General features: G+C 71.5%; 22 protein-coding genes and 1 tRNA gene. 7 read left to right on the top strand and 16 right to left on the bottom strand.

All coding sequences use genetic code 11. From position 1 onward, the window contains the following. Positions 1–63: 63 nt before the first annotated feature. From OG299_RS04545 to OG299_RS04515, 7 genes are all read right to left on the bottom strand, one after another. Positions 64–876, bottom strand: coding sequence for an ATP-binding cassette domain-containing protein (locus OG299_RS04545; RefSeq protein WP_327360567.1), 813 nt, complete (start codon positions 874–876; stop codon positions 64–66). After that, positions 873–1,949, bottom strand: a complete 1,077-nt coding sequence (locus OG299_RS04540; RefSeq protein ID WP_327360566.1) for an ABC transporter permease — start codon at positions 1,947–1,949, stop codon at positions 873–875. The genes OG299_RS04545 and OG299_RS04540 overlap by 4 nt, the downstream gene beginning before the upstream one ends. Next, positions 1,946–3,001 (bottom strand): sugar ABC transporter substrate-binding protein, encoded by a 1,056-nt coding sequence (locus OG299_RS04535; RefSeq protein WP_327360565.1) that lies wholly within the window; start codon positions 2,999–3,001, stop codon positions 1,946–1,948. The genes OG299_RS04540 and OG299_RS04535 overlap by 4 nt, the downstream gene beginning before the upstream one ends. 216 nt (positions 3,002–3,217) lie before the next feature. Continuing rightward, positions 3,218–3,961, bottom strand: a complete 744-nt coding sequence (locus OG299_RS04530; protein ID WP_327360564.1) for a GntR family transcriptional regulator — start codon at positions 3,959–3,961, stop codon at positions 3,218–3,220. 120 nt (positions 3,962–4,081) lie between these two features. Beyond that, the gene (locus OG299_RS04525) at positions 4,082–5,005 is read right to left on the bottom strand and encodes an alpha/beta fold hydrolase (protein WP_327360563.1); all 924 of its coding nucleotides are present in this window, start codon (positions 5,003–5,005) and stop codon (positions 4,082–4,084) included. Beyond that, complete coding sequence (locus OG299_RS04520) at positions 5,002–5,760, bottom strand: TetR/AcrR family transcriptional regulator (RefSeq protein ID WP_327360562.1); 759 nt, start codon at positions 5,758–5,760, stop codon at positions 5,002–5,004. Before OG299_RS04520 ends, OG299_RS04525 begins: the two co-directional genes overlap by 4 nt. Before the next feature lie 12 nt (positions 5,761–5,772). After that, positions 5,773–6,546, bottom strand: a complete 774-nt coding sequence (locus tag OG299_RS04515) for a class II aldolase/adducin family protein (RefSeq protein WP_327364452.1) — start codon at positions 6,544–6,546, stop codon at positions 5,773–5,775. 363 nt (positions 6,547–6,909) lie between these two features. Here OG299_RS04515 and OG299_RS04510 point away from each other — a divergent pair, with 363 nt between their 5' ends. Beyond that, entirely contained in the window at positions 6,910–8,379 is a 1,470-nt protein-coding gene (locus OG299_RS04510) for an APC family permease (RefSeq protein WP_327360561.1), read from the top strand. Positions 8,380–8,454: 75 nt separating this feature from the next. On the opposite strand, the gene OG299_RS04505 is transcribed toward OG299_RS04510, so the two are convergent. After that, positions 8,455–9,225 (bottom strand): CAP domain-containing protein, encoded by a 771-nt coding sequence (locus OG299_RS04505; protein ID WP_327360560.1) that lies wholly within the window; start codon positions 9,223–9,225, stop codon positions 8,455–8,457. Between the two features lie 686 nt (positions 9,226–9,911). On the opposite strand from OG299_RS04505, the gene OG299_RS04500 reads away from it, so the two are divergent. Continuing rightward, complete coding sequence (locus OG299_RS04500; RefSeq protein ID WP_327360559.1) at positions 9,912–10,679, top strand: NPP1 family protein; 768 nt, start codon at positions 9,912–9,914, stop codon at positions 10,677–10,679. Between the two features lie 97 nt (positions 10,680–10,776). Here OG299_RS04500 and OG299_RS04495 read toward each other — a convergent pair whose 3' ends face one another. Then, entirely contained in the window at positions 10,777–11,142 is a 366-nt protein-coding gene (locus OG299_RS04495; RefSeq protein WP_327360558.1) for a hypothetical protein, read from the bottom strand. 293 nt (positions 11,143–11,435) lie between these two features. On the opposite strand from OG299_RS04495, the gene OG299_RS04490 reads away from it, so the two are divergent. Continuing rightward, positions 11,436–11,912, top strand: a complete 477-nt coding sequence (locus OG299_RS04490; protein ID WP_327360557.1) for a DUF4231 domain-containing protein — start codon at positions 11,436–11,438, stop codon at positions 11,910–11,912. A gap of 306 nt (positions 11,913–12,218) precedes the next feature. Here OG299_RS04490 and OG299_RS04485 read toward each other — a convergent pair. The 6 genes from OG299_RS04485 to OG299_RS04460 form a co-directional block, all read right to left on the bottom strand. Further along, positions 12,219–12,293, bottom strand: a tRNA-Trp gene (locus tag OG299_RS04485). A gap of 49 nt (positions 12,294–12,342) precedes the next feature. Beyond that, positions 12,343–13,482, bottom strand: coding sequence for a substrate-binding domain-containing protein (locus OG299_RS04480; RefSeq protein ID WP_442817484.1), 1,140 nt, complete (start codon positions 13,480–13,482; stop codon positions 12,343–12,345). 46 nt (positions 13,483–13,528) lie between these two features. Beyond that, positions 13,529–14,608, bottom strand: a complete 1,080-nt coding sequence (locus tag OG299_RS04475; protein ID WP_327360556.1) for an ABC transporter permease — start codon at positions 14,606–14,608, stop codon at positions 13,529–13,531. Then, entirely contained in the window at positions 14,605–16,191 is a 1,587-nt protein-coding gene (locus tag OG299_RS04470; protein ID WP_327360555.1) for a sugar ABC transporter ATP-binding protein, read from the bottom strand. The genes OG299_RS04475 and OG299_RS04470 overlap by 4 nt, the downstream gene beginning before the upstream one ends. 169 nt (positions 16,192–16,360) lie before the next feature. After that, entirely contained in the window at positions 16,361–19,105 is a 2,745-nt protein-coding gene (locus tag OG299_RS04465; RefSeq protein WP_327360554.1) for a SpoIIE family protein phosphatase, read from the bottom strand. Between the two features lie 111 nt (positions 19,106–19,216). Further along, positions 19,217–20,194 (bottom strand): cyclase family protein, encoded by a 978-nt coding sequence (locus OG299_RS04460; RefSeq protein ID WP_327360553.1) that lies wholly within the window; start codon positions 20,192–20,194, stop codon positions 19,217–19,219. A gap of 174 nt (positions 20,195–20,368) precedes the next feature. On the opposite strand from OG299_RS04460, the gene OG299_RS04455 reads away from it, so the two are divergent. The 4 genes from OG299_RS04455 to OG299_RS04440 all read left to right on the top strand — a co-directional run bounded on the left by OG299_RS04455 (position 20,369) and on the right by OG299_RS04440 (position 25,446). Beyond that, positions 20,369–21,493, top strand: a complete 1,125-nt coding sequence (locus tag OG299_RS04455) for a PP2C family protein-serine/threonine phosphatase (protein ID WP_327360552.1) — start codon at positions 20,369–20,371, stop codon at positions 21,491–21,493. Positions 21,494–21,749: 256 nt separating this feature from the next. Continuing rightward, positions 21,750–23,159 (top strand): family 2B encapsulin nanocompartment shell protein, encoded by a 1,410-nt coding sequence (locus OG299_RS04450; RefSeq protein WP_327360551.1) that lies wholly within the window; start codon positions 21,750–21,752, stop codon positions 23,157–23,159. 128 nt (positions 23,160–23,287) lie between these two features. Further along, positions 23,288–24,535: a family 2 encapsulin nanocompartment cargo protein terpene cyclase gene (locus OG299_RS04445; protein WP_327360550.1), complete on the top strand. Its 1,248-nt coding sequence runs from the start codon at positions 23,288–23,290 to the stop codon at positions 24,533–24,535. A gap of 14 nt (positions 24,536–24,549) precedes the next feature. Continuing rightward, positions 24,550–25,446 (top strand): geranyl diphosphate 2-C-methyltransferase, encoded by an 897-nt coding sequence (locus OG299_RS04440; RefSeq protein WP_327360549.1) that lies wholly within the window; start codon positions 24,550–24,552, stop codon positions 25,444–25,446. A gap of 61 nt (positions 25,447–25,507) precedes the next feature. Here OG299_RS04440 and OG299_RS04435 read toward each other — a convergent pair whose 3' ends face one another. Continuing rightward, a complete protein-coding gene (locus OG299_RS04435; protein ID WP_327360548.1) occupies positions 25,508–26,185 on the bottom strand; it encodes a TetR/AcrR family transcriptional regulator in 678 nt (225 codons plus the stop codon). Between the last annotated feature and the right edge of the window lie 49 nt (positions 26,186–26,234).

The following is a 26,234-nucleotide window of genomic DNA, read 5'->3' as shown; positions in this document are numbered from 1 at the left end:
TTCGACGGAGCTTCGATGGAGCGGAGATCAGGGGAGGGGAGGAGGGAGGGAGCGGGACTGTCGTCAGTCGGCGGGCGCCGGGGCGGGCGCGCGGAGCTCGTGCTCCAGGGCCTCGAGTTCGGCCCCGCCGGCCATCTGGCGGGTCAGCTCGGCCAGCGAGATGTCGGCCTTCTCGAAACAGCCCAGGCTGCGGCCCCGCTTGAGGAGCAGGAACCGGTCGCCGACCGGGTAGGCGTGGTGCGGGTTGTGCGTGATCAGGACCACGCCGAGACCCCGGTCCCGTGCCTGCGCCACGTAACGCAGCACCACACCGGCCTGCTTGACGCCGAGCGCCGCGGTCGGCTCGTCCAGAATGAGCACCCGGGCTCCGAAGTGGACCGCCCGGGCGATGGCGACGCACTGCCGCTCGCCGCCCGACAGCGTCCCGACCGGCTGTTCGACGTCACGCAGGTCGATGCCCATCTCGCGCAGTGCCGTACGGGCCGTCTCCCGGCCGTACTTCCGGTCGAGGAGGCGCACCGGCCCGAAGCCGCGTACGGGCTCGGAGCCCAGGAAGAAGTTGCGCCACACACTCATCAGCGGCACGACCGAGAGGTCCTGGAACACCGTCGCGATACCCCGGTCGAGCGCCGCGCGCGGTGAGGGGAAGTGCACCGGCTTCCCGTCGAGGAGCAGTTCGCCGCCGGTGTGCTGGTGCGCACCGGCCAGGATCTTGATCAGCGTGGACTTGCCGGCTCCGTTGTCGCCCAGTACGCAGGTGACCTGGCCGGGATTGACGACCGCGCTCACGTCGCGCAGGGCGATGACGGAGCCGTACGACTTGCCGATGCCCTTGGCCTCCAGCAGCGGGCGTACCGCCCGGGATGCGTCCTTCATCGCCGTACCCTTTCCGCCCGACGCCGGAACGTGTTGTTCACCAGGACGGCGGAGAGCAGCATCACGCCGAGGAATGCCATGAACCAGTCGCTGTTCCACTGGGCGAAGACGATGCCCTGGCGGGCCATGCCGAAGATGAGCGCGCCGATCGCGGCGCCGACCGCCGAGCCGTACCCGCCGGTCATCAGGCAGCCGCCGATGACCGCGGCGATGATGTACTGGAACTCCAGCCCGACGCCCTGGTTGGCCTGAACGGTGGTGAACCGCAGGATGTTGATGGTGCCGACGAGCCAGGCCGCGGCCGCCGTGGTCATGAACAGCGTGATCTTCGTACGCTCGACGGGCACGCCCACCTGACGGGCACTCAGTGCCGAGCCGCCCACGGCGAAGATCCAGTTTCCGCCGCGGGTGCGCATCAGTACGAGCGAGGCGAGTGCCGTCGCCACGACCCACCACACCAGCGAGATCTGGAACGACGTGCCCCCGATGTCGACGGTGGAGGCGAACACGTAGCCTGCCGATTCGAAGCCCTGCGCGCTGCGCATACCGCTGACCTGCACGGTCCCCGTCACCGCGCGGGTCACGCCGAGATTGAGGCCCTGGAGGGCCAGGAACGAGCCGAGGGTGACGATGAAGCTCGGCAGGCCGGTGCGCATGACGAGCCAGCCGTTGAGGGCTCCCACGCCGAGGGCGAAGGCCAGCGAGACGAGGAGCGCGAGCCAGACGTTCCAGCCGAGCTCGACGGAGAGCAGCGCGGTCACCAGGGCGGTCGAAGCCGTCATCACACCGGCCGAGAGGTCGAACTCGCCGCCGATCATGAGCAGTGCGACGGCCACCGCGACGATGCCGAGCGTCGCCGAGTCGTCGAGCCAGGTCGCCGCGCCCAGCGGGCTGAGGAACTGGCCGGTGACCGCGGAGAAGAAGGTGAAGACGAGCAACGCGCCGAGGAGGGCGCCGAGTTCGGGCCGCAGCAGCAACCGGCCCAGCGGGCCGCGCCGGGCGAGCCGCTCGTCGGGGGCGGAACCCTGCTGCGGGGCGGCGGGGGTGGTCGGGGCGGGGGAGGTCGCCGTCATCGGGTGCCCCGGGCCGCGTACTTCGCCACCTGGTCGACGTTGGACGCATCGACGAAGGCGGGGCCGGTGAGAACGGGCAGGCCCCCGCCGACGGTGTTGCCGTTGTCGTGCTGGAGCTTCAGCATGACGACGGGCAGGTAGCCCTGCTCGTACTGCTGCTGGTCCACGGCGAAGGCGATGGTGCCGGCCTTGACGGCGCCGATCACATCGGCGTTGAGGTCGAAAGTGGCGACCTGCGCCTTGGAGCCCAGGGCCTTGACCGCCTCGGTGGCCGTCGCGGCTATCTGGGCGTTGAGGGTCAGGACGCCGTCGACCGCGGGGTCGGCCTGGAGGGCGCCGCGGATCCGGGACAGTACGTCGGTCGGGTTGGCCGCGTCGACCTGGAGGTTGACCACGTCGCCGCCGAAGCCCTTGCGGGCGCCGTCGCAGCGCTGGTTGAGGCCGATGTTCCCGGCCTCGTGGATCACACAGAGGACCTTGTGCCGCCCGCTCTGCTTGAGCTTGGCGCCCGCGCCCTCGCCGGCGACCGATTCCTCCTGGCCGACGTGCCCGATGGCACCGAACTCCCGGCTCTTGGCGGATCCCGAGTTGATGGTGATCACCGGGATGCCGGCTGCGACGGCGGCCTTGACCGAGCTCTGCAGTGCGTCGGGGTTGGCCATCGAGACGACCAGGCCGCCGACGTGCTGGGCCACCGCGTTGTCGATCAGTTTGGCCTGGCCGGACGGGTCCGGGTCGGAGTTGTAGTCCACCTGTACGCCGAGCTGCTTGCCCGCGTCGGTGGAACCGTTCTTCACCACGTTCCAGAAGGCGTCGCCCGGACCGCCGTGGCTGATCACCGCGATGTGCAGGGATCCGTTTCCGGGAGCCGGCTTGGCGCCGGACGCGTCGGCGGCCGGACTCTTGGCCGAACCGCCCTCGGCGGCGGGGCCGCTGCAGGCGGCGGCGAAGGCGAGTGCCACGGCGACCGCGGCGGTGGGCAGCAGGCGGGGCAGGGTGCGTCTGCGGGACGCGGAGGGGCGGTGTGCGGGTGCGGAGTGGTTCACGTTCATGGGGTGCGACCTCCGATGAGGGGCTGCGGGGCCGGAGGCGAGGTGTCGGCCCTGAAGGGGAGTACGTGCGCCGGCCGCTGGGGCACCCCGGGTGGCGGGTGGGTGTGCCGCAGCGATGTGGCATCACCTTCGTCCCGCGCAAGTCAGTATGTCAAGACATACGGACTTGGTTCTTGGGTGTGTGAGATCGAACCGTGACGGGCGCGGGCGTACGCCTCAGCGCGCCATGAGGGTGATTTCGAAGGAGTAGAGCGAGGCCCGGTAGAGGTGGTCGCCGTACTCCACGGGGCGGCCGTCGCTGTCGTACGCCGTGCGCCGCATGGCCAGCAGCGGGGCGCCCCGGACCTCGGAGAGCAGCCGGGCCTCGGCGGTGGACGCCCGCCGCGCGGTGATCGACTGGTCGGCCAGGCTCAGCCGGGTACCGGCCGCGCGCAGCAGCTCGTACAGGCCCCGGTCCGCCAGGTCCGCCACCGTGAACCGGCACAGCTCGACGGGGACGTGGTTGCGCAGCAGGGCGAGCGGCTCGCCGTCCGCGTAGCGCAGCCGCTCGAGCGCGACGACCTCGCTGCCCGGCGGCAGGCGCAGCGCCGCCGCCACCTCGTCCGCGGCGGGGACGCGCTCCATCGACAGCACCTCGGTGTGCGGATGCCGGTCGGCGCGGAGCAGGTCGTCGTGGAGGCTGGTCAGTTCGACCTGGCGGCGGACCCTGCTGTGCACGACCTGCGTGCCGACGCCGCGCTTGCGGACCAGCAGCCCCTTGTCGACGAGATGCTGGATGGCCTGCCGCATGGTGGGACGGGACAGGCCCAGGTCACCGGCCAGGGCGACCTCGTTCTCCAGCCGGGATCCCGGGGGCAGCTCGCCGCCGGCGATCAGCTCCTCCAGCCGCACGGCCACCTGGAAGTACAGGGGAACCGGGCTGGAGCGGTCGATGCTGATCAGCGAGGCGAGCGAAGACATCCTGGGCTCCAGCGGCCGGGGGCGAGAGTGCCATTATCCCTCGCGCCGCCTCGTTGATCGGCATGATGTCCTGACGTCCTGATGCCCGTACGCCTTGACCGGTGGAACCTCGGGGCCGGCTCAGGGCGCCAGGAACGCCGTGAGCGCGGCCGCCACCGCTTCGGGATCCTCCAGCTGCGGGTAGTGCCCGACGGGTGGCGGCCCGGCGAGCTCCACGACCCGGGCCTGCGGCATGCGGGCCCGGATCCGGGGGAGTGCGTGGGCCCCGCTGATCGGGTCGGCGGGTCCCCACACGAACAGCGCGGGTCCGGGGTGGCCCTCCAGGGCCGAGGTCCAGCGCGCGGCATGCCGGCGGCGCTCGTCGATGTAGCGCAGCAGCCGCGGGGCGAGGCGGTGGCCGCCGGCCCGGGACGCGGCCGCCCACAGGTCGTGCAGGTCCTCGTCGTGGACCGGCCGCCCGAACACGGCGCGCAGGGACGCGGCGAACCGGCGCTCCGTGGTGAGGGGCGCCAGCAGCGGACCCAGCGGGCCGTGCAGCAGGCGCTGGATCGGCACGGGGCGGTGCAGATCCGGGTAGAGGCCGCCGTTGAGCCAGGCCATGCGGGTGATCCGGGCCGGGTCGCGGGCCAGCAGCTCCTGGCCGACGCTCACCCCGTAGTCGTGTGCGACCAGAGCGGTACTGCCGATTCCGTACCGCCGCCAGACCTCCTCGACCAGCGAGGCCTGGTCGAGCACCGAGTAGCGGTGGCGCCGGGGCTTGTCGCTCTCCCCGAAGCCGAGCAGGTCCAGCGTGGTGACCCGGAGTCCGGCCGCGACCAGCGCGGGGACGACGGCGGCCCAGTCGTGGGAGGAGGTCGGGAAGCCGTGGACGAGGGTGACGGGCGAGCCGTGCGCGGGCCCGTCCTGGCGTACGAAGACCGAGTGGCCGTCGACCCGTACGGTGCTGCCGCCCTCGGTCCAGCGGCGCAGCGGCGGCAGGACGCGCGGGCCGGTGATGCGGCCGGTCGTGCCGTCGCTCATGTCGTCCGCAATGCCGTAGGTCATGCGTGGGCCTCCTCGTCATGGAGGTGGCCCACCCCGTACAGGAGCGCCCGCAGGCCGAACGTGAACTCGGCTTCGGCGTCGAGCGAGTTGAGCAGTTCGGCGTGGCGGTGGACCACCGGGTGGGTGCGCGGGGAGAGGGAGGCGAACAGTCCGGCCATCGCGGCACGCTGATCGGCGGTACGGGCCGCTCCCCCGGAGTCGAGCACGGCGGCGCCGATCACGAAGTGGGTGACCGTGAGGTAGACGTGGACGGCCGACCGCGGGGCCCACCCGTGGGCGAGGAGCTGTCCGAGGGCGTGCTCACGGGCCCGCAGGGCGTTGGGGCCGAGCAGCTGACCGGCGGTCAGCAGCGGGACGACCGCCGGGTGCGCCGCGAGGACCCGGCGGAACTCCCGGGCCCCGCCTTCCAGTCCGGCCCGCCAGTCCCCGTCGAGCGAGGGCAGCCGGATCTCCCCCAGCATGTGGTCGACCGTCTCGATCAGCAGTTCCTCGCGGCTCGCGACGTGCCGGTAGAGCGAGGTGTGGCGGACCTGGAGGTGGTCGCCGAGCCGGCGCATCGTGAGCGCCTCCAGGCCCTCATGGTCGGCCAGTTCGAGCGCGCCCGCGGTGATCCGGTCGAGCGTGAGCCCGCCCTGGCGGGGCCTGCGCCGGTCGCGTTCGGCGTACCGCGCCTGCCACCAGGCGGCGGAGCCGGGCTCGGCGGGGGCGGGCTCGGCGGGGGCGGGCTCGGGCCCGGCTTCGGGCTGGAGTGTCATCGGTGGTGGCGCCTATTCGAAGAGGTCGGGTTCCGTGCGGGAGATCTCGTCCCAGAGGGGCTGGAAGGAGAACCAGCCCGCGAGCGGGAATCCCGTCTGGTCCCGGGTGTGCCGGGCGGCCTCGGGTTCGATCAGGTGCGGGGTGCCCGCGGCCTGCGCGAGCAGCTGGGCCTGGGCGCTGCGCTCCATGGAGATGAACCACCAGGCCGCCTCGTCGACCGATTCGCCGACGGTGAAGATGCCGTGGTTCTGGTGGATGACGGCCTTGTGCGGCCCCAGCCCCGCGGCGAGCTGCCGGCCGGCCTCCTCCTCGACCACCACGGCGCCGGCGCCGTCCCGGTGGACGGTGTGCTGCTCGTACACGGCGCACGCGTCCTGGGTGATCGGGTCCAGCAGGCGCCCCAGGCTGGAGAACGCCTTCCCGTGGACGGCGTGGGCGTGACAGGCGGCGATCACGTCGGGGCGGGCGGCGTGGATGGCCGAATGGATCACGAATCCGGCCCGGTTGACCGGGCGCCTGCCGTGGCGGACCTGTCCCTCGTGGTCGACGAGGATCAAGTCGCTGACGCGGACGTGCCGGAAGGACATGCCGAACGGATTGACCCAGAACATGTCCGGGTACTCGGGATCCCGCACGGTGATGTGTCCCGCGACGCCTTCGGAGAAGCCGAGGCGGCCGAAGATGCGGCAGGCTCCGGCGAGCCGCTGCTTGCGGTGCTCGCGCTCCTGCGCCAGGTCGGTGAACACGGGCGGCAGGGGCAGCTCGAGGTTCTCCTGCCGGGGCACGAACGCACTCCCGCGCAGCCCGGCGCCCGCCGCCGCGCCCGACCCCGAGTTCCCTGCCGTATCCGTTTCCGTACCCGTCTCCGTGTCCGTGCCGTGCTGCACTCGGGTGCCTTTCGTCCGGTCCACGCCCGCCTCCCTCTGTTATGCGTCCATTGGACGCACATAATGAGTCCAATGGACGCATGGCGCAAGACCTGGGTGCCGGCCGGGTCCATCGGCGGCCGACGGCGCCGCGCGCCGATCCCTTGACGGATTAAGTAAACGTTCCTAATTTTATCGCGTCCGCCGCGCCGCGAGGCGCCCCGCGACGCGCCCGCCCCCACGGTCGAGCCCCCGATGCCCTCATCAGTCCAGGGAGTCCCCATGTCCGGATCGCCACCCCCGAGCGGCGGGTTCGTCCGCCATGTCGGGCTGTTCCAGGCCACCGCCATCAACATGAGCCAGATGTGTGGAATCGGACCGTTCGTCACGATCCCGCTCATGGTCGCGGCCTTCGGCGGCCCGCAGGCCGTCGTCGGCTTCATCGCGGGCGCCGTCCTCGCCCTCGCCGACGGCCTCATCTGGGCCGAGCTCGGGGCGTCGATGCCGGGTTCCGGCGGCAGCTACGTCTACCTGCGCCAGGCATTCCAGTACCGTACGGGGCGGCTCATGCCCTTCCTGTTCGTGTGGACCGCCATGCTCTTCATCCCGCTGATCATGTCCACCGGAGTCGTCGGGTTCGTCCAGTACCTCGGCTACCTGGTCCCGGACCTCGGGCAGACCGGCGGCGACCTCGTCGGGCTCGCCGTGATCGCACTGGTGGTCCTGCTGCTGTGGCGGGGCATCGAGCACATCGCCAAGATCACTGCCGTCATGTGGGCCGTCATGATCGCCGCCGTGAGCCTGGTCATCGTCGCCGCGGCCACGCACTTCAGCGCCGACCTGGCCTTCAGCTACCCGGAGGGGGCCTTCTCCCTCACCGACAGCACGTTCTGGGTCGGTTTCGCCGGCGGCCTGACCATCGGCATCTACGACTACCTCGGCTACAACACCACCGCCTACATGGGCGCGGAGATCAAGGATCCCGGGCGTGCGATCCCGCGCTCCGTCGTCCTCTCCATCATCGGCATCATGGCCATCTACCTGCTGCTCCAGATCGGCTCGCTCGGCGTGCTCGACTGGCACCGGATGCTCGACCCCAAGGACATCGCGTCGACCTCCGTCGCCTCCGCCGTCCTGGAGGAGACGTGGGGCAAGGGCGCCGCCCAGGTCGTGACCGTCCTCATCCTCGTCACCGCCTTCGCCTCCGTGTTCGCCGGACTGCTCGGCGGCTCCCGGGTGCCGTACGACGCCGCCCGCGACCGTGTCTTCTTCCGCCCGTACGCCAAGCTCCACGCGAAGCACCGCTTCCCGGTCCTGGGCCTGGCCACCATGGGCGCCGTCACCGCCGTCGGCTTCCTGATCGGCCGTCACACCGACCTGGTCACCCTCATCCAGCTGCTCACCACGGTGATGGTCCTGGTGCAGGCGCTGGCCCAGATCCTGGCCCTGAGCGTGCTGCGCAGGCGGCAGCCCGGGCTGCGCCGCCCGTACCGGATGTGGCTCTACCCGCTGCCCAGCCTGATCGCCCTGGTCGGCTGGCTGGTCATCTACGGCTTCGCCGACCGGAACGCGCCGGGACGCCACCCCATCGAGTGGTCCCTGGCCTGGCTCGCCCTCGGGGGCGTCGCCTTCCTCGTCTGGGCGAAGACCGAGAAGGTCTGGCCGTTCGGCCCCCGACACATCAGCGAGGAGTACCTGAGCGACGCCGTGACCGAGCAGGCCGAGCCCATCGGGGGCACCACCGTCGGCTGAGCGGGGGTGGGGGCGGCGCGGTCCCGGCCGCCCCGGCCCCGGCCACGCCCTCCCTCGGGTGCTCGATACCTCCCGCTAGCGGGCCGTGCCGAAGTCCTGCGTCCAGAAGAAGTTCGGCTGCGCGAGGCCGACGCCGATCTCCTTGAAGGCACAGTTGAGGATGTTCTCCCGGTGCCCGGGGCTGTTCATCCAGCCGGCCATGACCTGCTCGGGTGTGTTGTAGCCGTACGCGACGTTCTCGCCGTAGGTCGTCCAGGTGTAGCCGACACGGGTGATGCGCTGGCCCGGGTCCGAGCCGTCGGACCCGGTGTGCGACATGTTGGCGTGCGCGGCCATGTCCTCGCTGTGCTTCAGCGCGGCATCCGTCAGCTTCGCATTGACGGTGAGCGCGGAGCACCCGACCTTCGCGCGTTCCTTGTTCACGAGGGCCACCACCTCGGCGGCCGGGCCGGAGGGCGCGGCGGTCGGGGTGCTCGGCTTCTGCGGAGTCGCCGGGGCCGTCGGCCGGGCCGGGGCCGGCTGCGCGGGCTTCGGCGCCTCGGGGGCGGTCGACGGTTCCGTGGGCTCCGTCGTCTGGGGAGCCTGCTCGGTCTGCTCGACCGGCACGGCCGGTGCCGTCTCGACCGGGGCGTCCACCGGATCCGCCTGGGTCTGGATCGACTCGCTGGGGGACGGGGCGCTGTGGGAGGGGCGCATGCCGTGGTGCCGGCCGGCGGACCTCGCCGAGCCCGCCTCCTGGGTGTTCAGGCACGCCATGGCGGCCGTGGGTATGCCCACGATGCCGAGCGTGACGGCGGCGATGGCTATTTTCTTGTAGTGCGTCCGCTTTTTACGGTGCTTTTGCATGCGTGACCTCACTTGGTTTCTGCGATGCGTCCTGCGCCTGAGCTGCTGGAGCGCCGGGGCCGGGCCGCCATTCTTAGAAGCCCCGGAACGGGCTGGCAAGTCTCGCCGCAGGCCCGCGCGGCACCTCCGTACAGCGGGCTTGAAATGGGCGGACAGTCATGCTGGCCGTCCGGTCGGCCGGCTGCGCGAGACGAATATCGACCATCAGGCACGCCTGTGACGGGGCGAGTTGCCGCAGAACGTCCCGCTCCTCGAAATGCCCATTTCGATGAAGAGGGGAATGTCGATTCCAGTGGGACAAATATCGACATGTCGGGGAAGCGTGAGCGGACGTAATGCTTCCGTCATCCCTTGGAGCGTAGTGATGCATATCACTGTTTCGCGCGGGAACCAGGTGTCGGTAACAGGCGTCCGGCAGGTCCTGTCACGGCACCGGCGGACGGCTCGCGGCGCCGCTCGGCGCCGCTCACCCCGTCGGCCGCCGCGCGGCGGGGGTGCTCCGGGTCCCCCGTACGGCGTCAACTCGCCCTGAAACCAACCCTGTTGCGAGGATCGATCACGGGTGAACAGCTGGTGTCACGACCCTTGCCGTGCCGTCGGGGTTCGCGAATGATGCTCGCTGTGCCACGCCGGCCACACAGCCGGGATCCGACCGCCCCCCGAATCGACCGGCCCGGAGGCCTGCTTTGCGGACGAGCCAGCACATCCGGAGATCATCCCTCGTCGCCGGCGCCGCTCTCGCGCTGGTCGTTGCCACCGCCCAGACGGCCTTCGCGGCTCCGCCCCCGGCGCTCCCCGCCAACGCCGAAGCCATCGAGCTGACCTTCCAGCCGGCGTACGACTACGACACGGACGGCTGCTACCCGACACCCGCCATAGGCCCGACCGGCGTCCTGAACGGAGGTCTCAAGCCCAGCGGCGCCCTCGACGGCGGCTGCCGCGACGCCTCGGACCTTGCCAACACCAACGGCTACTCCCGCGCCACCTGCAACAACGGCTGGTGCGCCGTGGTGTACGCGCTGTACTTCGAGAAGGATCAGGCCGTCCCCGGCATCGGCCTCGGCGGCCACCGCCACGACTGGGAGCACGTGGTGGTGTGGATCCAGGGCAACGAGGCGAAGTACGTCGCCACCTCCGCCCACGGAGACTTCGAGATCCACGCGCGCGACCAGATCCGCTGGGACGGCACGCACCCCAAGATCGTCTATCACAAGGACGGCATCGGCACGCACTGCTTCCGTGCGGCGAACACGAACGACGAACCGCCGGAGAACCACCGCCGCACCTGGCAGTTCCCCGCGCTCGTCGGCTGGTCGGGCTACCCGGCGACGCTCCGGGAGAAGCTCAGCCAGGCCGACTTCGGCAGTGCCCACTTCGGCCTGAAGGACGGCGCCTTCTCCTCCCACCTCGCCAAGGCCAAACCGCCGGGCATCCCCTTCGATCCGTACCAGTGAGCGGCGCACGCACCCGGGGGGCCTGGCTGCTTCACCGCCGCCCAGGTGCTCTCCGTCGCCCTCCACCCGCGATAGCCGGACATGGGTGAAGGAGCGATCACGTCTCCCTGCGGCGTCGCCGGGCGGCGAAGACGATCACGACGATGACGAGCAGAACGATGAGGACGGTGCCGACAAGAGCGGCGGTGCCCAACTTCTTGAAGAAGCCCTTCTTCTTGCTCTTCTTGTTCTTGCTCTTGTCCTTCTTCTTGTCGCCCTCGACGAGGTTGGCGGAACCCACTGCCGAGTGCTGGACCTGCGCAGATGCTGCCTGCGCCGGAAGCTGCGCCACAGCGGCGGCGACCGCGACCGGACGAACCGTCACCGGCGCAGCCTGAGCCGCCGCCTGCGGGCTCAGCAGCAGCCCGGCCAGCGCGAGAGCGGGTATGGCACGGAGGATCCTGCGACTGATCACTTGCTTCATCCCCTTTGGCTCATTGTTGTGTCCACGATCATCGCAGGCCGGTCGGCCGGCTTTTACAGGGCCCTTATACCCGGCCTGCGCCGGCCGGATGCCGAGCGGTGTCGCTGCGACAGCGACAGCGACTGGTTGACGGACCGTTCGGCGGGTGAGGGCGAGCCGCAACTGCGAGCAGCGCTGCATCTACACTCTGGGCTGACAGTGGGGGACGCTCCCGTGCGACCGTTGGCGACGTCTTCGCGGAGGCGACGCCCGCCGGCCCGCGCGGGGCGGCGGCGAGCGGTGGTGGGGGCGAGATGGCACCGAATGGTCCGGCGGAAATAGGTCTGACGCCGGCGGAAGCCGCCGGCCGCCTGCTCGACAAGATCCGGCAGGGCAACGCGTACGCCCACGGGAAGAAGAGGCGCTTCCGCCGGTCCTCGTCGGTGATCAAGATGCTGACACTCACGCTGTCCGCAGCGTCCACTGTGATCCTCGGCCTGCAGAACCTCGACGTATGGGCGGGTTTCGCGTTCGCGCTCGTGGCGCTGGGGACCCTGCTGGGGGCCATCGAGCCGTTCTTCAACTGGAGATCGCGCTGGGTCCTCATGGAAGAGACGCAGTACCGGTTCCAGCGTCTCGCCGACGAGCTCGAACACTTTCTGGCCACGACCGCCGTCGACGACCTCACACACGACGGGCTCCACCCGATCCATCTGCAGTACCAGGAAGTCTGGACAGACCTGAGTCGACGCTGGCTGGAACACCGCACAGGACCGATGTCGTCCGAGTAGGGATCGGCACTGACGCCGTCCGGGCCGGTACGAGCCCGACCGTCAGCTCCCGTCGTCCGGCGCCAAGCCGGGCACACCGGCCGACTCGGCAGCATCTCGCCGAGCGCGGCGTTGATCAGGAAATCCGGCCCGACCACCGCGTCCTCGTGCACCTTGAAGCCGACCGCCACCGCGGTCGACGCCGAGTCGCTGACCCGGGTCCAAGACGTCATCACACGCAGGCCGACGACACCATCGCCCGGTGCCGTTGGCTGCCGGGCCATCGGCAGGACGGTGCCCCCGGGCGCCGCTGTCGTGTGCCCGAGGCGGAGCCGGCCGGAATCGAACCGGCGTCCTCGCGGTTTTGGAGACCGCGCGCGACGACCTCTGCGCTACGGCCCCGCCCGAGCCGACATCGTACGAGATCTGCCGGCCACCGCAAGGCCGTCTCTCAGCCGCGCCAGATCTTTTCGTACGCCTCCTGGTAGCCCTGGGGGTTCCAGGAGGTGGCCCCGCTGCTGTTCGCCGCCGTGGCGATGTGGACGGGAGCCACGTAGCCGCTGACGGGTTGTCGGGCGAAGGCTCGGTTGAACTCGTCGACGATCTGCCAGCCCTGCTGCGAGAGCGGCTCCGGGACGGTCGCGGACTGGAACTGCTTGTTGTTGATGCGCCGGAACGCGGAGGGGTCGCCGTCACCGGCGCCGATGTTGAAGGGCGGCCCGGCGCCGGGCCTGCCGACGGCGCGGAAGGCCGGGGCGGCATCGTCGAAGTACAGGTCGTTGATGGCGACGGAGTACGTCCAGTCCTTCGGGAAGCGGGACAGGAGCGAGGAGACCTCCTGGGGGGTGCGCCGGCTCGCGTCCGGGATCGGGATGTTCGCGTGAGCCAGGAGCTTCACGCCGGGGCAGGCGGCGAGCCGACGCTCGATCAGCCGGGACTTCGTAGCGGCGAACGGGATCGAGTCGTCGGTGAAGACGACGACCCCGGCATCGCCCTCGGACTGGGCGATGACCCAGTCCGCACTGGCCTTCGCCACCTCCTCCACCTTCGTGGTGATGTTGGTGAAGAGCTTGGGGCTCGTGCTCGGGCCGGGGGAGCTGACCGCGTGCCAGCCGATGAGCGGGATCCCCGCCTCCTCGGCCCGCGCCACCTGCTGTGAGGTCAGACGGGGATCGAAGCCGCCGATGACGATGCCCGAGGGCTTGAGGGTGACGGCCTGGCTGAGCGCCGCCTGGATGCCGGCCGGGGTGCCCTCCCCGTCGATCACCCGGACATCCCAGCCGATGGCCTGCGCCGCCTCCTTGGCGCCCTTCGCGACTCCGGCGACCCCGGGGTTGGTCATGGTCTGCGCGACGTAGACGATGGTCTTGCCGGGGACCGCCTTGGGCCCGGTCGTGGGGCCGTTCCACGAGGTGCCCTTGCTCTCGGCCCGCTGAACGGCCGCCTTCGCCTCCTGGAGGACGGCCGGGCAACCGGCGGCCGACGAAGGGCCGGTGGCGTTCGACGAGCCGCTCTCGCAGCCGGCGACGGCGGTGGCGGCTGCTGCCAGCAGGGCTGCGGCCGCGAGGGCGGTCTTGCGGTTCGGGTACACGGTGCTCCTGACGCCGGTGTGCGCTGCGAGGTGTTCTCCGGGAGGTTCAGGGGGCGCCCCCGCCTTCGTCGCCCGCCGCGGCGGCCGGCTGGTTCGCGGGTGGCCGGCCGGTGGCCGTGGTGTCGGGGCGCAGCCGTCGGCGGGCCGAGTAGCCGGCCAGCCCGACCGCGATGAGCAGAGTGCCGCCGTTGAACAGCGGGGTGGCCCAGAATTCGGCGCCGAGCTGGCCGATCCCGGCGAGGCCGACCGCGAGTACGGTCACGGCCACCAGCGTGCCCAGGGCGTTGGCCCGACCCGGCTTGATCGTGGTGGAGCCGAGCAGGACGCCGACGAACGCGGGCAGCAGGTAGTCCAGGCCGACGCTCGGGTTGCCGATCTGCTGCTGCGCGGCGAGCAGCACACCGGCGAAGCCCACGACCGTGCCCGATCCGGCGAAGGCGTAGACGCAGTACCGGTGCGTGGGGATGCCGATGATCTCGGCGGCGCGGGGATTGGAGCCGATGACGTACAGGTACCGGCCGAACGGCAGCCGCTCCAGCACCAGCCAGAGGACGACGACGAGTCCGAGTACGTAGAAGGCGGGTAGCGGCAGGCCGAGGAACCGGGAGTCGTAGAGGCCGGTGAAGGCGGCCGGAAGACCGTCGGGGCCGGGGACGATCCGGCTCCCGTCGGTGATCCAGCCGGTGACGGCGTACATCATGCTGCCGGTGCCGAGCGTGGCGATGAAGGAGTCGATGCGGGCGAACTCGACGACGACACCGTTCACGGCGCCCGCCAGGGTTCCCCCGAGGATCACCGTGAGGCAGGCGAGCGGCCACGGCCAGCCCGCCTCGACGATGAGGTACAGCACCAGGACGTGCGCCAGGCCCAGGCCGTAACCGAGGGACAGGTCGAACTTGCCGCTCGCGATGGGGATCGTCGCGCCGAGCGCCAGGACGGCCGGGATCGACTGGTTGGAGAGGATCGAGGAGACGTTGTCCCGCGTCGGGAACGTGTCGGGCAGGACGAGGGCGAAGACGAGGAAGAGCAGGACGGTGAGGGCCAGGAGCCCGTACGTGCCGATGAAGTGCCCGTGCAGGCGACCCGACAGGGACCGCCGCGAGGACGAGGAGGGTGCGGGGCTCACCGGCTCCCCGCGCTTCCGGTGATCGCGGGCAGGGCCGAGGCGGTACGGGTGAGTTCGGTGACGCTCAGCGTCTCGCCCGCCAGCTCGGCCACCACGCTCCCGCGCCCGAACACGAGCGCGCGGTGGCACACGTCGGCGACCTCCTCGAAATCGGTGGAGATGAGCAGGACCGCCAGACCGGCGGCCAGCGCCTCGTCGAGGAGCCGGTGGATCGCGGCCTTGGCGCCGACGTCCACGCCGGCCGTCGGCTCCTCGAGGATCAGCAGGCGCAGCTTCCCGCGGAGCCGGCGGCCGACCATCACCTTCTGCTGGTTGCCGCCGGACAGCGTGGCGATCGGCACCTCGCTGTCGCGGGGGAGTACGTGGAACCGCTCGATCAGGGCGGCGGCCTCGGCGCGCTCGCGCCGGGGGGCGACCCAGTGCCACGCAGGCACCCCGGCTGCCCGGGGATTGGCCAGGAAGTTCTCCCGTACCGTCAGTTCCGCGGCGCAGCCCTCCTCCTGCCGGTTGCCGGCCACGAAACCGACGCCGGCGCCGAGGGCGGCGGCGACCGTGCGCGGGTGGTACGGACGGCCGTCGAGCAGTGCCCGGCCGCCGAGGAGCGGCAGTGCGCCGGCGAGGGCGCGGCCCAGGTGCATGTGGCCGGCGCCGGTCAGCCCGACCATGGCGAGGATCTCGCCTTCGCGCAGCTCCAGACCGACCGGGCCGGTGCGCTGCGTCGTCACGCCGTCGAGGAGCAGTACGGGCGGGCGGACCGGCGCGGAGCGGGACGCAGGGGCGGGAGGGAAACCGGGGGCCGCTGCGGGCGGCGGGCCGACGGCCGGTTCGGGGCCCACGATGTCGTGCACCAGACGCGCGGGGCTGTACGGCGCGAGGGGACCGTGGCTGACGAGCCGTCCGTCGCGCAGGACGGCGAAGGTGTCGGCGACCTCGTACACCTCGTCGAGGCGGTGGCTGACATAGAGGATGCCGTGCCCCCGGTCGCGCAGGGCGTGCAGTACGTCGAAGAGGCGGGCGCAGTCCGCGGCGGGGAGGGTGGCGGTCGGCTCGTCCAGGACGAACAGCTCCGCCCGTCTGGCCAGGGCGCGGGCGATCGCGACCAGTGAGCGTTCGGCGGGGGCGAGGTCGACGATGCGGGCGTCGGGGTCCAGGTGTCCGGCGACGATCCGCAGCGCCTCGGCGCAGTTCCTCCGGGTCTCGCGCCAGGAGATCAGGCCGCGGCGGCGGGGGTATCCGGTCCCCAGGGCGATGTTCTCGGCGACGGTCATCCACTCGACGAGACCGAGGTCCTGGTGGATGAAGGACATGGCGCGGCGGGCCGCGTCGGAGCCGAGCGGGTGCCCGGCGACGGTCACCTCGCCCGTGTCGGCGCGGTGGACCCCGGCGAGCACCTTGATGAGCGTGGACTTCCCGGCCCCGTTGGGGCCGAGGAGGGCGAGGACGCTGCCGCGGTGGACGTCGAGGCCGACCCCGTCCAGGGCGACCGTGCCGCCGAACCGCTTGCCGAGACCGCGGATGCGGACGAGGGGTTCTGCGCCGGAGCGCGGGGGCGGGCTCGTCGAGGTGACGGGAGTGTCATGCACGGACTTCTCCGGGGCCGCCTGGGGAGGTGCTTCCCGAGGCGATGAGGGCATCGCCGGGGGACATCGCTGAGGGACATCGGTGATGCTACTGGTGGCTGTGGACATATGGGCGATATGCCGCTGTCTGTGCCTCCGATGGTCGAGTGCCGAGAGGACCGAGGGGTGAAGGTCAGGCCGCGTCCAGGGCGCATTCGGCCCAGATGACCTTGCCGTGGGTGGTGTAGCGGGTGCCCCAGGCGTGGGCGAGCTGTGCGACGAGGAAGAGCCCGCGTCCGCCCTCCTCCGTCGTGGCCGCCCGCCGCAGGTGCGGGGCGGTGCTGCTGGCGTCGGCGACCTCGCAGATCAGGGTGCGGTCGTGGACCAGGCGTACCTGGATGGGCTCGGTGCCGTAGCGGACCGCGTTGGTGACCAGCTCGCTGAGCATCAGCTCGGCGGCGAACGCGAGGTCGTCCAGCCCCCAGTCGGCCAGCTGGCGGGTGGCGGCGGCGCGGATGCCGGAGACGAGGGCCGGGTCCGCGGGCACCTCCCACGTGGCGATCCGGTCGGCGGGCACGGTCCGGGTCCGGGCGACGAGCAGGGCGATGTCGTCCGCGGGGTGGTCGGGCGCAACGGCGTCGATGACCGCCTGGCAGGTGTCCTCCGGCGTGCGGTCCGGGTGGGACAGGACACGGCTCAGCTGGTCGAGGACGACATCGATGTCGCGATGGCGGCCCTCGACGAGCCCGTCGGTGTAGAGGACCAGCGTGCTCCCCTCGGGGAGCTGGATCTCGGCCGTTTCGAAGGGCAGACCGCCCAGGCCCAGGGGCGGTCCGGCCGGCAGGTCGGGGAACGTCACGACGCCGCCGGGGTGGACCAGGGCGGGCGGGGGGTGGCCGGCGCGGGCCATGGTGCACTGCCGCGTCGTGGGGTCGTAGACGGCGTAGAGGCAGGTGGCGCCGACGATGCCGGTGCTGCCGGAGTCGTTCTCGCCGCCCTCCTCCCGGTCCAGCCGCACCAGGAGGTTGTCCAGGTGGGTGAGGAGCTCGTCCGGGGCGAGTTCCAGTTCGGCGAAGTTGCGGGCGGCGGTGCGCAGCCGGCCCATGGTGGCGGCGGCGTGCAGGCCGTGGCCCACGACGTCTCCCACGAGCATGGCGACCCGGGTGCCGGAGAGCGGGATGACGTCGAACCAGTCGCCGCCCACCCCGGATTCGGCGGGCAGGTAGCGGTGCGCGACCTCGACGGCGCCCTGCTCGGGAACGCCGTGCGGGAGCAGGCTCTGCTGCAGGGTCAGGGCCAGGGTGTGCTCACGGGTGTAGCGGCGGGCGTTGTCGATGCAGAGCGCGGCGCGGGCCGCGAGTTCCTGGGCCAGCCAGCTGTCGTCGTCCCCGAAGGGAGCGGGGTCCTCCGAGCGGTAGAAGCTGGCGACCCCCAGCAGGACGCCGCGGGCGAGCAGGGGGACGCAGACGAGGGAGTGCACGTTGTGGGCGAAGATCTTCCGAGCGTGCTCGGGCTCCTGGTCGATCCAGCCGACGCCGTGCCGCAGATCGGCCTCCAGCACCGCCTGGCCGCTGTCCAGACACCTCATGTGGGGAGTGCCGGGGCGCAGCTCCACCCGCTGCCCGACCGGGTAGAAGGGGCAGTCCTCGCGTATGCCGTGGACCACCGTGCGGTGCAGCTCGGTCCGGGGGTCGGCCGACTCCTCACCGCGCAGCACGGCCTCGGGCACGTCGATCGTGACGTAGTCGGCCAGGCGCGGAACGGCCGTCTCGGCGAGCTCCCAGGCGGTGCGGGCCACATCCAGCGTGGTGCCGATACGGGTGCTGGCCTCGGCCAGCAGCTCCAGGCGGCGGCGTGCCGCGACGGCGTACTTGCCCACTTCCGGCTCGCCGACCAGCACCAGTCCTCTGACCTTGCCGCGGGCGTGGCCGGCGGCGGCCGGAGCGGCGGGAGGGGCGAGGGGTCCGGGCGGCGGACCGGAGGGCGGTCCGCCGTGGGGCAGCAGGGAGAGGTGGTGCACCGGCGCCGCATCGCCGCTGAGCACGGCCTCGACGACGACGCCCTCCACACCCGAGCGGCTCACGAGCGGGCTGCTCATGAGGGTGACGCCGCGCCCGTGGGGCAGGGCCACCTCCACGGCGGCCCGCTGGGTCGAGGAGATGAGCTCGGTGGCCTTCTCCTTGAGGATCATCTGATCGCTCCGGTCCAGACCGCTGTCGCCGAGCTCGTCCAGGCCGATCAGGTGCCCGTTCCCGACGGCCGAGCCGGTCCGGGCGAGGTGGCTGGCGTCGAGGTACGTCCGCAGCAGGGCGCGCTCGCGCTCCGAATGCTGCTCCATCAGCCGCCGCTCGATGGTCTCGGCCGCCCGGCGGACCAGGGCGGGCAGTGCCGGGTCCTCGTAGCCGTGCGGGTATCCGAAGCACAGGACGCCGACGACGTGTCCGCTCAGCTGGTCGCGGATCGGGATGGCGGAGCAGGCGTTCGACTGGGAGCGCTCGGCGAAGTGCTCGGCGCCGTAGACCTGGACGAGCCGCCGCTCGGCGAGCGCGAGTCCGATGCCGTTGGTCCCCGCGAAGCGCTCGGCGAAGACGAAGCCGGGCACGCTCTGGATCGGCGGGAGGTCATGGGCAAGGGCGGGCTCCCCGAAGCGGCGCTCCAGCACCGTTCCGTTCCCGTCGGCGAGGGAGACGTTCATCTGGCTGCCCGTGAAACGCGAGGCCAGTTGGTCGAGCACGGGCGCGGCCGCACGGACGAGCCGGCTGTCCGGATCGAAATCGTCCCGGTAGGGAAGTTCGGTCTGGTCCGGCGACAGTCCCAGGGACCGGCAGCGCAGCCAGGAGTTCAGGATCGGGCTGCGTACCCCGCTCGCGACCGGCTCACCCAGCAGGAACCGCTCACGGGAGCGTGCGGGGCCGATCTCGTCTCCCGTGACCCCCATACGCATCACTTCTCCTTCACCGGGCCACCTCAGCCTCGGTCGTACCGGAGCACTTGCCCCGAGTAAGCGTCTTTCGAGTATATTCCTCCCGGTTTATTCGGATCATTCGAATCAGAGGATCCCGACCGGATTGACCGGCGAGCCCGTCCCGCCCGGCACGTTCAGCGGCGTCACGACGATCATGAACTCGTACCGCCCCGCCTCGGCGCAGGCGGCGGAGAGCGCCTCGAGGTCCAGGTTGTCCAGCAGCGGCACCCCCATGGCCGCCACGGCGAGGGCGTGGACGGGGGAGTGGACGCCCTCGACCGGCGAGGGGCGCAGGTCGCTGTCCCCGTCGCCGCCGAGCAGCGCGACGGCGCGCTCGGCCAGCAGGGGCACGGCGTCCACGTGCAAGCCCGCGCTCGCGGCGTCCGAGTCCCACGGGCCGATCTCCCGGCTGCGCCGGAAGCGGCCCGAGCGCAGCAGCACCGCGCAGCCGTCGTCGATCGTCACACCCAGTGCCCGCTCCGCGGCGACGACGTCCCGCGCACGGACCGCGTGCCCGGGCTCCAGCCAGTCGACCCCGAGGACGGCCGGCAGATCGAGGAGCACCCCCTTGGTGACGAGGGGGCCGAGCGCCGCCACCGAGCCGAAGCGCGCCCCTGCGGCGCCGACGGCCTCACGCGCCGGGCGGCCGTCGTAGAGCCGCCCGCCGTACGCGACGTGCGACAGGGCGTCCAGGTGGCTCACGGCCTTGCCGTGGTAGTCGACGCCGATGAAGTCCTTGTACGTGGAGGGTTCCGGGGCTTCCACGTCACCGAGATCGGACATGTAGTGCAGGGCCGGCTTGGCGTTGTCCGGTCCGGGCCGGGTGTCCCAGGGCAGGCCCAGCGGGACCGCCGTACCGGAACGGATCAGGGCGGCGGCCCGCCGTACGTGGTCCGGGGTGACCCGGTTCCAGGCGCCGCGGTCGGCCGGGGCCCAGCGGCCCCACGTGCGGACCGAGGCGAAGAGGGCGTCGAACTCCTGACGGGAGACCGCAGGCTCACTGCCGGCAGGGGCCGGCGGCGGTGTCGGCGGCGTCCGGTCGTCCGCGGGGCTGCTGCTCATCCGAACTCGGCGCTCCAAGGCTCGCAGGGGCCCTCGCCCTGGGGCGGGACCGGGGGACGAGCGCCCCGACGCCCGCACGGCATCACATGCCCGGCGGCCCCGGTCCCTACGCCTGAGAGGCCCCGCGCGGGCGAACGGTGGCGGCAAACAGCTCCGACGGCGCAGGCTGGATCCATGCGGGTGCCCTTCCGCTCACCTCCCCGGCCGGGAGCCGGCGGCTACCACCAGGCCCTTTTCGTACTCGCGGAGTGTCTGCCCTTCGTGATCGCGCTCTCGGTGCTGCTCATCGAATTCACGCCCCTGCACGTGCTGTACACCGGCCCCCTCCTGGTCGCGACGCCGGCGCTGGCCGCGGTGACCATGGGCCCCAAGGGCACCCTGGCGGCGGTGGCGCTGGCCGTGGCCGTGAGCGTGACCACCGCCACCTACAACGGGGCGTGGGGCAGCCAGCAGGTCTACACCAACTTCCTGGCCCTCTTCCTGGTGTCGCTGGCGAGCCTCGCGACGAGCAGTACCGCCCGCAGGCGGCGGGAGGGCGAGCTCGAACAGGTCCGCCGGATCGCCGTGGCGGCGCAGGAGGCCGTGCTGCGGCCCGTACCGGCCCGGCTGGGCCCCCTACGCGTGGCCGGCATGTACCTCGCGGCCGAGACCGGGGCGCAGATCGGAGGCGATCTGTACGAGGCCGTACAGACGAAGTACGGGGTCCGCGTGATCGTCGGTGACGTCCGGGGCAAGGGGCTGCCGGCGGTCCGGGCGGCCGCGGCCGTGCTCGGCGCGTTCCGGGAGGCCGTGCACTACGAGGACGAACTGGTGGGGGTCATCCACCGCTGCGAGGCGGCACTGCTGCGCGATGCCGTGCCCGGCGTGATCGCACCGGACGTACTCGTGGAGGGTTTCGTCACCGCGCTGGTGGCCCAGGTGCCGGACGGGCCCGTCGTCGAGGTCGTCAACCGCGGCCATCCGCCTCCGCTGCTCCTGCGGGACGGAACGGCCGGCGCCCTGATGCCCACCTGCCCGCTGCCGCCGCTCGGACTGGCCGAGTTCATCACCGGTCCCCCCGGCAGGGCGGACCGCTATTCCTTCGCACCCGGGGACCGTCTGCTCCTGTACACCGACGGCGTCATCGAAGCGCGCAACGGCGGCAACGACTTCTTCGCCCTGCCCGAGGCGATGGAGGCGGTGACCGCGATGCCCGCACTCGGTCCGCAGGAGTTCCTGGACCAACTGCACCGGAGACTGCTCCGCCACACCCAGGACCGCCTGGCGGACGACGCGGCGATGTTCCTCGTCGATCGGTGACGATTGGTCAGGTCGGGCCCGGAGGGCAGATGTTCGACCGGGTTCGAACCTCGCCGAAGCGAGCCGTAAACGCCCTGCCGCAAGATCACCGCATCGAGGTAATGGCAGTGACTTCCCGGGCTGATCTGCTGCTCCGACGGTTAGTGTGCTCCCGGATCCGGTCGGAATGCCCGGATATTCGCCCCCTTCTTTCTTCTTTCACCGGTGACGTGTGCCCGCATGCCGTTCACCGCCCTTACGAAGGAGAACCAGCCCGATGACCGTGGACACCAGCCCGGAGGCGCAGCTCGAGCCTCCGCAGACCAGCCTGGGCACGGCGGCCGCCCGCAACCTTGCCACCACGACCAAGTCCGCCCCGCAGATGCAGGAGATCACCTCCCGCTGGCTGCTGAAGATGCTCCCCTGGGTGGAGACCAAGGGCGGCACGTACCGGGTGAACCGGCGGCTGACCTACACCGTCGGCGACGGGCGCATCGACTTCGTCCAGGACGGTGCCCAGGTCCGGGTGATCCCCCGCGAGCTCGGCGAACTCGCCATGCTGCGCGGCTTCGACGACATGGACGTGCTGACCGCGCTCGCCGGCCGGTGCGTCCAGCGCGACTTCCGCGCCGGTGAGGTGCTCGTCGAGCGCGGCACCCCCGCGAACGAGATCCACCTGATCGCCCACGGCCGGGTCAACCAGACCGCCGTCGGCAAGTACGGGGACGAGGTCGCCGTAGCCGTGCTCGCCGACGGCGACCGGTTCGGCGAGAACGCCCTGCTGGACGGTGCCGGGGGCTGGGACTACACCGCCACCGCCGCCACGCCCGGCACCCTGCTCACGCTGTCCCGCTCGGACTTCGCCGCCGTCCTGTCCTCGGCGCCGCACCTCCGGGCCCACGTAGAGCGGTTCGGCTCGCTTCCGCAGCAGCGGCAGAACAAGCACGGCGAGGCCGAGATCGCGATGTCCGCCGGCCACACCGGCGAGCCCGAGCTGCCCGGCACCTTCGTCGACTACGAGCCCCACCCGCGCGAATACGAACTCTCCATCGCGCAGACGGTGCTGCGGGTCCACACGAGGGTCGCCGACCTCTACAACGAGCCGATGAACCAGACGGAGGAGCAGCTCAGGCTCACCATCGAGGCGCTGCGCGAGCGCCAGGAGCACGAGCTGGTCAACAACCGGGAGTTCGGCCTGCTCCACAACGCCGACTTCAAGCAGCGGATCCAGACCCACTCCGGCCCGCCGACCCCGGACGACCTCGACGAGCTGCTCTGTCGCCGCCGCGGCTCCAAGCTCTTCCTCGCCCACCCCAAGACCATCGCGGCGATCGGGCGTGAGTTCAACGCCCGCGGGCTCTACCCCGACCACGTCGACCTCGGGGGACAGCAGGTCCCGGCCTGGCGCGGGGTCCCGATCCTGCCCTGCAACAAGATCCCGATCAGCAAGGAGAACACCAGCTCGATCCTGGTGATGCGAACCGGCGAGGACAACCAGGGCGTCATCGGCCTGCGCCAGACCGGTCTGCCGGAGGAGTACGAGCCGGGCCTGTCGGTGCGCTTCATGGGCATCGACGAGAGGTCGATCATCTCCTACCTGGTCTCCACCTACTACTCCGCCGCCGTCCTGGTGCCCGACGCGCTCGGTGTGCTCGAGAACGTGCAGATCGCCCGCAGGCACGACTGAGCGGACCTGCCCCACGGCCACTTCACGGCGGCCACGACAGCCACGCCGGCCACGGCCCGGGCCCTCCCGGGCCGGCCGGGCATGCCCGGGATCCGGGACGGCCCAACCACCTCACCAAGGAGTTACGGATGCCCGATCCCGGGCCTTCCCCTCTGCAGTCGAGTCTGCCTGCAGCCGCGGCCCGCTTCGGGGCCCACGGTCACGGCCGCGGCATCGAAGCCGTCGGCTGCGTCCGGCCTGCCCTGTTCGCCCCGCCCGCCCAGCCCTCGGCCCCGGTGGGCACGCCGGGCCCCGCCCTGGAGCGGATCCTGCGCGGCCCCAGCGGTCTGGGTTCGGCGGGGCTGTCCCTGGCCCGGCGCGGGGAGCCGCCCGCGCCCGAGGAGGAGCCCCCGGTGGCGGGCCGTCCGATCCCGGGTCTCTACCACCACCCGGTGCCGGAACCCGACCCCGTACGGGTCGAGGAGCTGAGCCACAGGATCAAGGCGTGGGCGGTGGACGAGGTCGAGCTGTACCCCCCGGAGTGGGAGGACCAGTTCGACGGCTTTTCCGTGGGCCGCTACATGGTCGCCTGTCATCCGGACGCCCCCACCCTCGACCACCTGATGCTCGCCACGCGGCTGATGGTCGCCGAGAACGTCGTCGACGACTGCTACTGCGAGGACCACGGGGGCTCGCCCGTCGGCCTCGGCGGACGCCTGCTGCTGGCGCACACCGCCCTCGACCCCCTCCACACCACGACGGAGTACCAGCCGCAGTGGGCGCAGTCGCTCCACTCGGACGCCCCGCGGCGCGCCTACCGATCGGCCATGGAGTACTTCGGCCAGGAGGCCACCGCCTCCCAGGCCGACCGGTTCCGGCACGACATGGCCCGTCTGCACCTGGGGTACCTCGCCGAGGCCGCCTGGGCCGAGACGGACTACGTCCCGGAGGTGTGGGAGTACCTGTCGATGCGCCAGTTCAACAACTTCCGCCCCTGCCCCACCATCACCGACACCGTCGGCGGCTACGAACTGCCGGCGGACCTGCATGCCCAGCCCGCCATGCAACGGGTCATCGCGCTCGCCGGGAACGCGACCACCATCGTCAACGACCTGTACTCCTACACCAAGGAGCTCGCCAGCCCCGGCCGGCACCTGAACCTGCCCGTGGTGATCGCGGAGCGCGAGGGCTGCTCCGTCCGCGAGGCCTATCTGAAGGCGGTCGAGGTCCACAACGACCTCATGCACGCCTTCGAGGCCGCGGCCGCCGAACTGGCCGCCGCCTGCCCCGTCCCGAGCGTGCTGCGCTTCCTGAAGGGCGTGGCCGCGTGGGTCGACGGCAACCACTACTGGCACCAGACCAATACCTACCGCTACAGCCTGCCCGACTTCTGGTAAGGATGGATTTATAAGTGACCAACACCGATCTCACCATTGCCCCCGCCGTTGCCGCTGCCACCTCGGCGTTCATTCCGGCCCCGGCGACGCCCTACCAGGGTGACATCGCCCGTTACTGGGACCACGAGGCCAGGCCGGTGAACCTGCGTCTCGGCGACGTCGACGGCCTCTACCACCACCACTACGGCATCGGTGACGTCGACCACGCAGCCCTCGGGGACACCGACGACAGCGCATACGAGAAGAAGCTGGTCGCCGAGCTCCACCGCCTGGAGTCGGCGCAGACCGACGTCCTTCTGGACCACCTGGGCGCCATCGGCCACGGCGACATGCTCGTGGACGCCGGCTGCGGCCGCGGCGGCTCGTCGGTCATGGCCCACCAGCGGTTCGGATGCAAGGTCGAGGGCGTCACGCTGTCCGCCAAGCAGGCCGAGTTCGCGAACGAGCGCGCCCGCGAACTCGGCATCGAGGACTCGGTCCGCGCCCGCGTCTGCAACATGCTGGACATGCCGTTCGAGACGGGGCAGGCCGCGGGCTCGTGGAACAACGAGTCGAGCATGTACGTCGACCTGCACGACCTGTTCGCCGAGCATTCCCGCGTGCTCGCCGTCGGGGGCCGCTACGTGACGATCACCGGATGCTGGAACCCCCGGTACGGCCAGCCCTCGAAGTGGGTGTCCCAGATCAACGCGCACTTCGAATGCAACATCCACTCCCGCCGGGAGTACATGCGGGCCATGGCCGACAACCGCCTCGTACCGCAGGCCGTCATCGACCTGACGCCCGCGACCCTGCCCTACTGGGAGCTGCGGGCCACGTCCTCCCTGGTCACCGGTATTGAAGAGGCGTTCATCAACTCCTACAAGGACGGCTCGTTCCAGTACGTCCTGATCGCGGCCGACCGCGTCTGATCCGCAGCGAGCCCGCAAGGGCAGCCGGGCCCGTGACCCACGGGCCCGGCTTTTGCGTGCGTCACGCAGACCCCTGCGGGGCCGCCGCGGGCGGGTCGACCGAGGCGAGCAGGATCAGTACGGTGGCCTCCATGGCGTGCCGCGCCTCCTCGGGGCCGAGCCCGGTGGAACGCCAGTGGTGCCAGGCCCCCCACGTGGTCACCGCGTCGAGCCCGTTGGCCAGGTCCGTACGCCGCCGGCCGGACAGCCGGCCGAGTTCCTCGGCGAGCACGGCTTCCATGCGTCGGCGAGCGTCGGCGAAGGTCTCCTCGGTCACCTGACGGATGCGCTCCGAGGGGTGGTCCATGCGGATCATCGCCAGCCGTGCCGGGGTGATCCATTCGAGGATCCGGGCCCGCTGTTCGACCAGGGCCGCCACTCGGTCGGCGCGCGGCCCCTCGGTGGGCAACGGCCTTATCTGCTCCGCCAGTTGTTCCAGGCGCCGGGTGATGGCGGTGTCCACGAGCTGGGCCATGTCGTCGAAATGGTGGAACACCGACCGCCGCGAGACCTCCGCGTACCGGGCCACCCGCTCGGCGGGGAAGTCCGTCATGCCTTCGTCGAGGAGCACGAGCAGTGCATCGGCGATCTTCTCGCGGGTCTGCCGGCCGCGCTCGGTCCGGCCGTCCGTGGCGCCCGCGGCCGGCGGGCTGCCGTGCTCCGGCCGCTGCGGGGTGTCCTGCTCGGGGTGCCGTCCCACCTGGGGCTCCTCTCTCCGATTGACATTATTGCACTCCAAGTGCAACGGT

The sequence above is a fragment of the Streptomyces sp. NBC_01296 genome (assembly GCF_035984415.1).
Lineage (GTDB): Bacteria > Actinomycetota > Actinomycetes > Streptomycetales > Streptomycetaceae > Streptomyces.
This window is presented reverse-complemented; position numbering and strand designations above follow the sequence as displayed.

What these genes read in the sequence shown, in the direction of transcription:
- OG299_RS04545 (WP_327360567.1), bottom strand. Translation starts at nt 876, where the DNA reads ATGAAGGACGCATCCCGGGCGGTACGCCCGCTGCTGGAGGCCAAGGGC.
- OG299_RS04540 (WP_327360566.1), bottom strand. Translation starts at nt 1,949, where the DNA reads ATGACGGCGACCTCCCCCGCCCCGACCACCCCCGCCGCCCCGCAGCAG.
- OG299_RS04535 (WP_327360565.1), bottom strand. Translation starts at nt 3,001, where the DNA reads ATGAACGTGAACCACTCCGCACCCGCACACCGCCCCTCCGCGTCCCGC.
- OG299_RS04530 (WP_327360564.1), bottom strand. Translation starts at nt 3,961, where the DNA reads ATGTCTTCGCTCGCCTCGCTGATCAGCATCGACCGCTCCAGCCCGGTT.
- OG299_RS04525 (WP_327360563.1), bottom strand. Translation starts at nt 5,005, where the DNA reads ATGACCTACGGCATTGCGGACGACATGAGCGACGGCACGACCGGCCGC.
- OG299_RS04520 (WP_327360562.1), bottom strand. Translation starts at nt 5,760, where the DNA reads ATGACACTCCAGCCCGAAGCCGGGCCCGAGCCCGCCCCCGCCGAGCCC.
- OG299_RS04510 (WP_327360561.1), top strand. Translation starts at nt 6,910, where the DNA reads ATGTCCGGATCGCCACCCCCGAGCGGCGGGTTCGTCCGCCATGTCGGG.
- OG299_RS04505 (WP_327360560.1), bottom strand. Translation starts at nt 9,225, where the DNA reads ATGCAAAAGCACCGTAAAAAGCGGACGCACTACAAGAAAATAGCCATC.
- OG299_RS04495 (WP_327360558.1), bottom strand. Translation starts at nt 11,142, where the DNA reads ATGAAGCAAGTGATCAGTCGCAGGATCCTCCGTGCCATACCCGCTCTC.
- OG299_RS04490 (WP_327360557.1), top strand. Translation starts at nt 11,436, where the DNA reads ATGGCACCGAATGGTCCGGCGGAAATAGGTCTGACGCCGGCGGAAGCC.
- OG299_RS04465 (WP_327360554.1), bottom strand. Translation starts at nt 19,105, where the DNA reads ATGGGGGTCACGGGAGACGAGATCGGCCCCGCACGCTCCCGTGAGCGG.
- OG299_RS04460 (WP_327360553.1), bottom strand. Translation starts at nt 20,194, where the DNA reads ATGAGCAGCAGCCCCGCGGACGACCGGACGCCGCCGACACCGCCGCCG.
- OG299_RS04455 (WP_327360552.1), top strand. Translation starts at nt 20,369, where the DNA reads ATGCGGGTGCCCTTCCGCTCACCTCCCCGGCCGGGAGCCGGCGGCTAC.
- OG299_RS04450 (WP_327360551.1), top strand. Translation starts at nt 21,750, where the DNA reads ATGACCGTGGACACCAGCCCGGAGGCGCAGCTCGAGCCTCCGCAGACC.
- OG299_RS04445 (WP_327360550.1), top strand. Translation starts at nt 23,288, where the DNA reads ATGCCCGATCCCGGGCCTTCCCCTCTGCAGTCGAGTCTGCCTGCAGCC.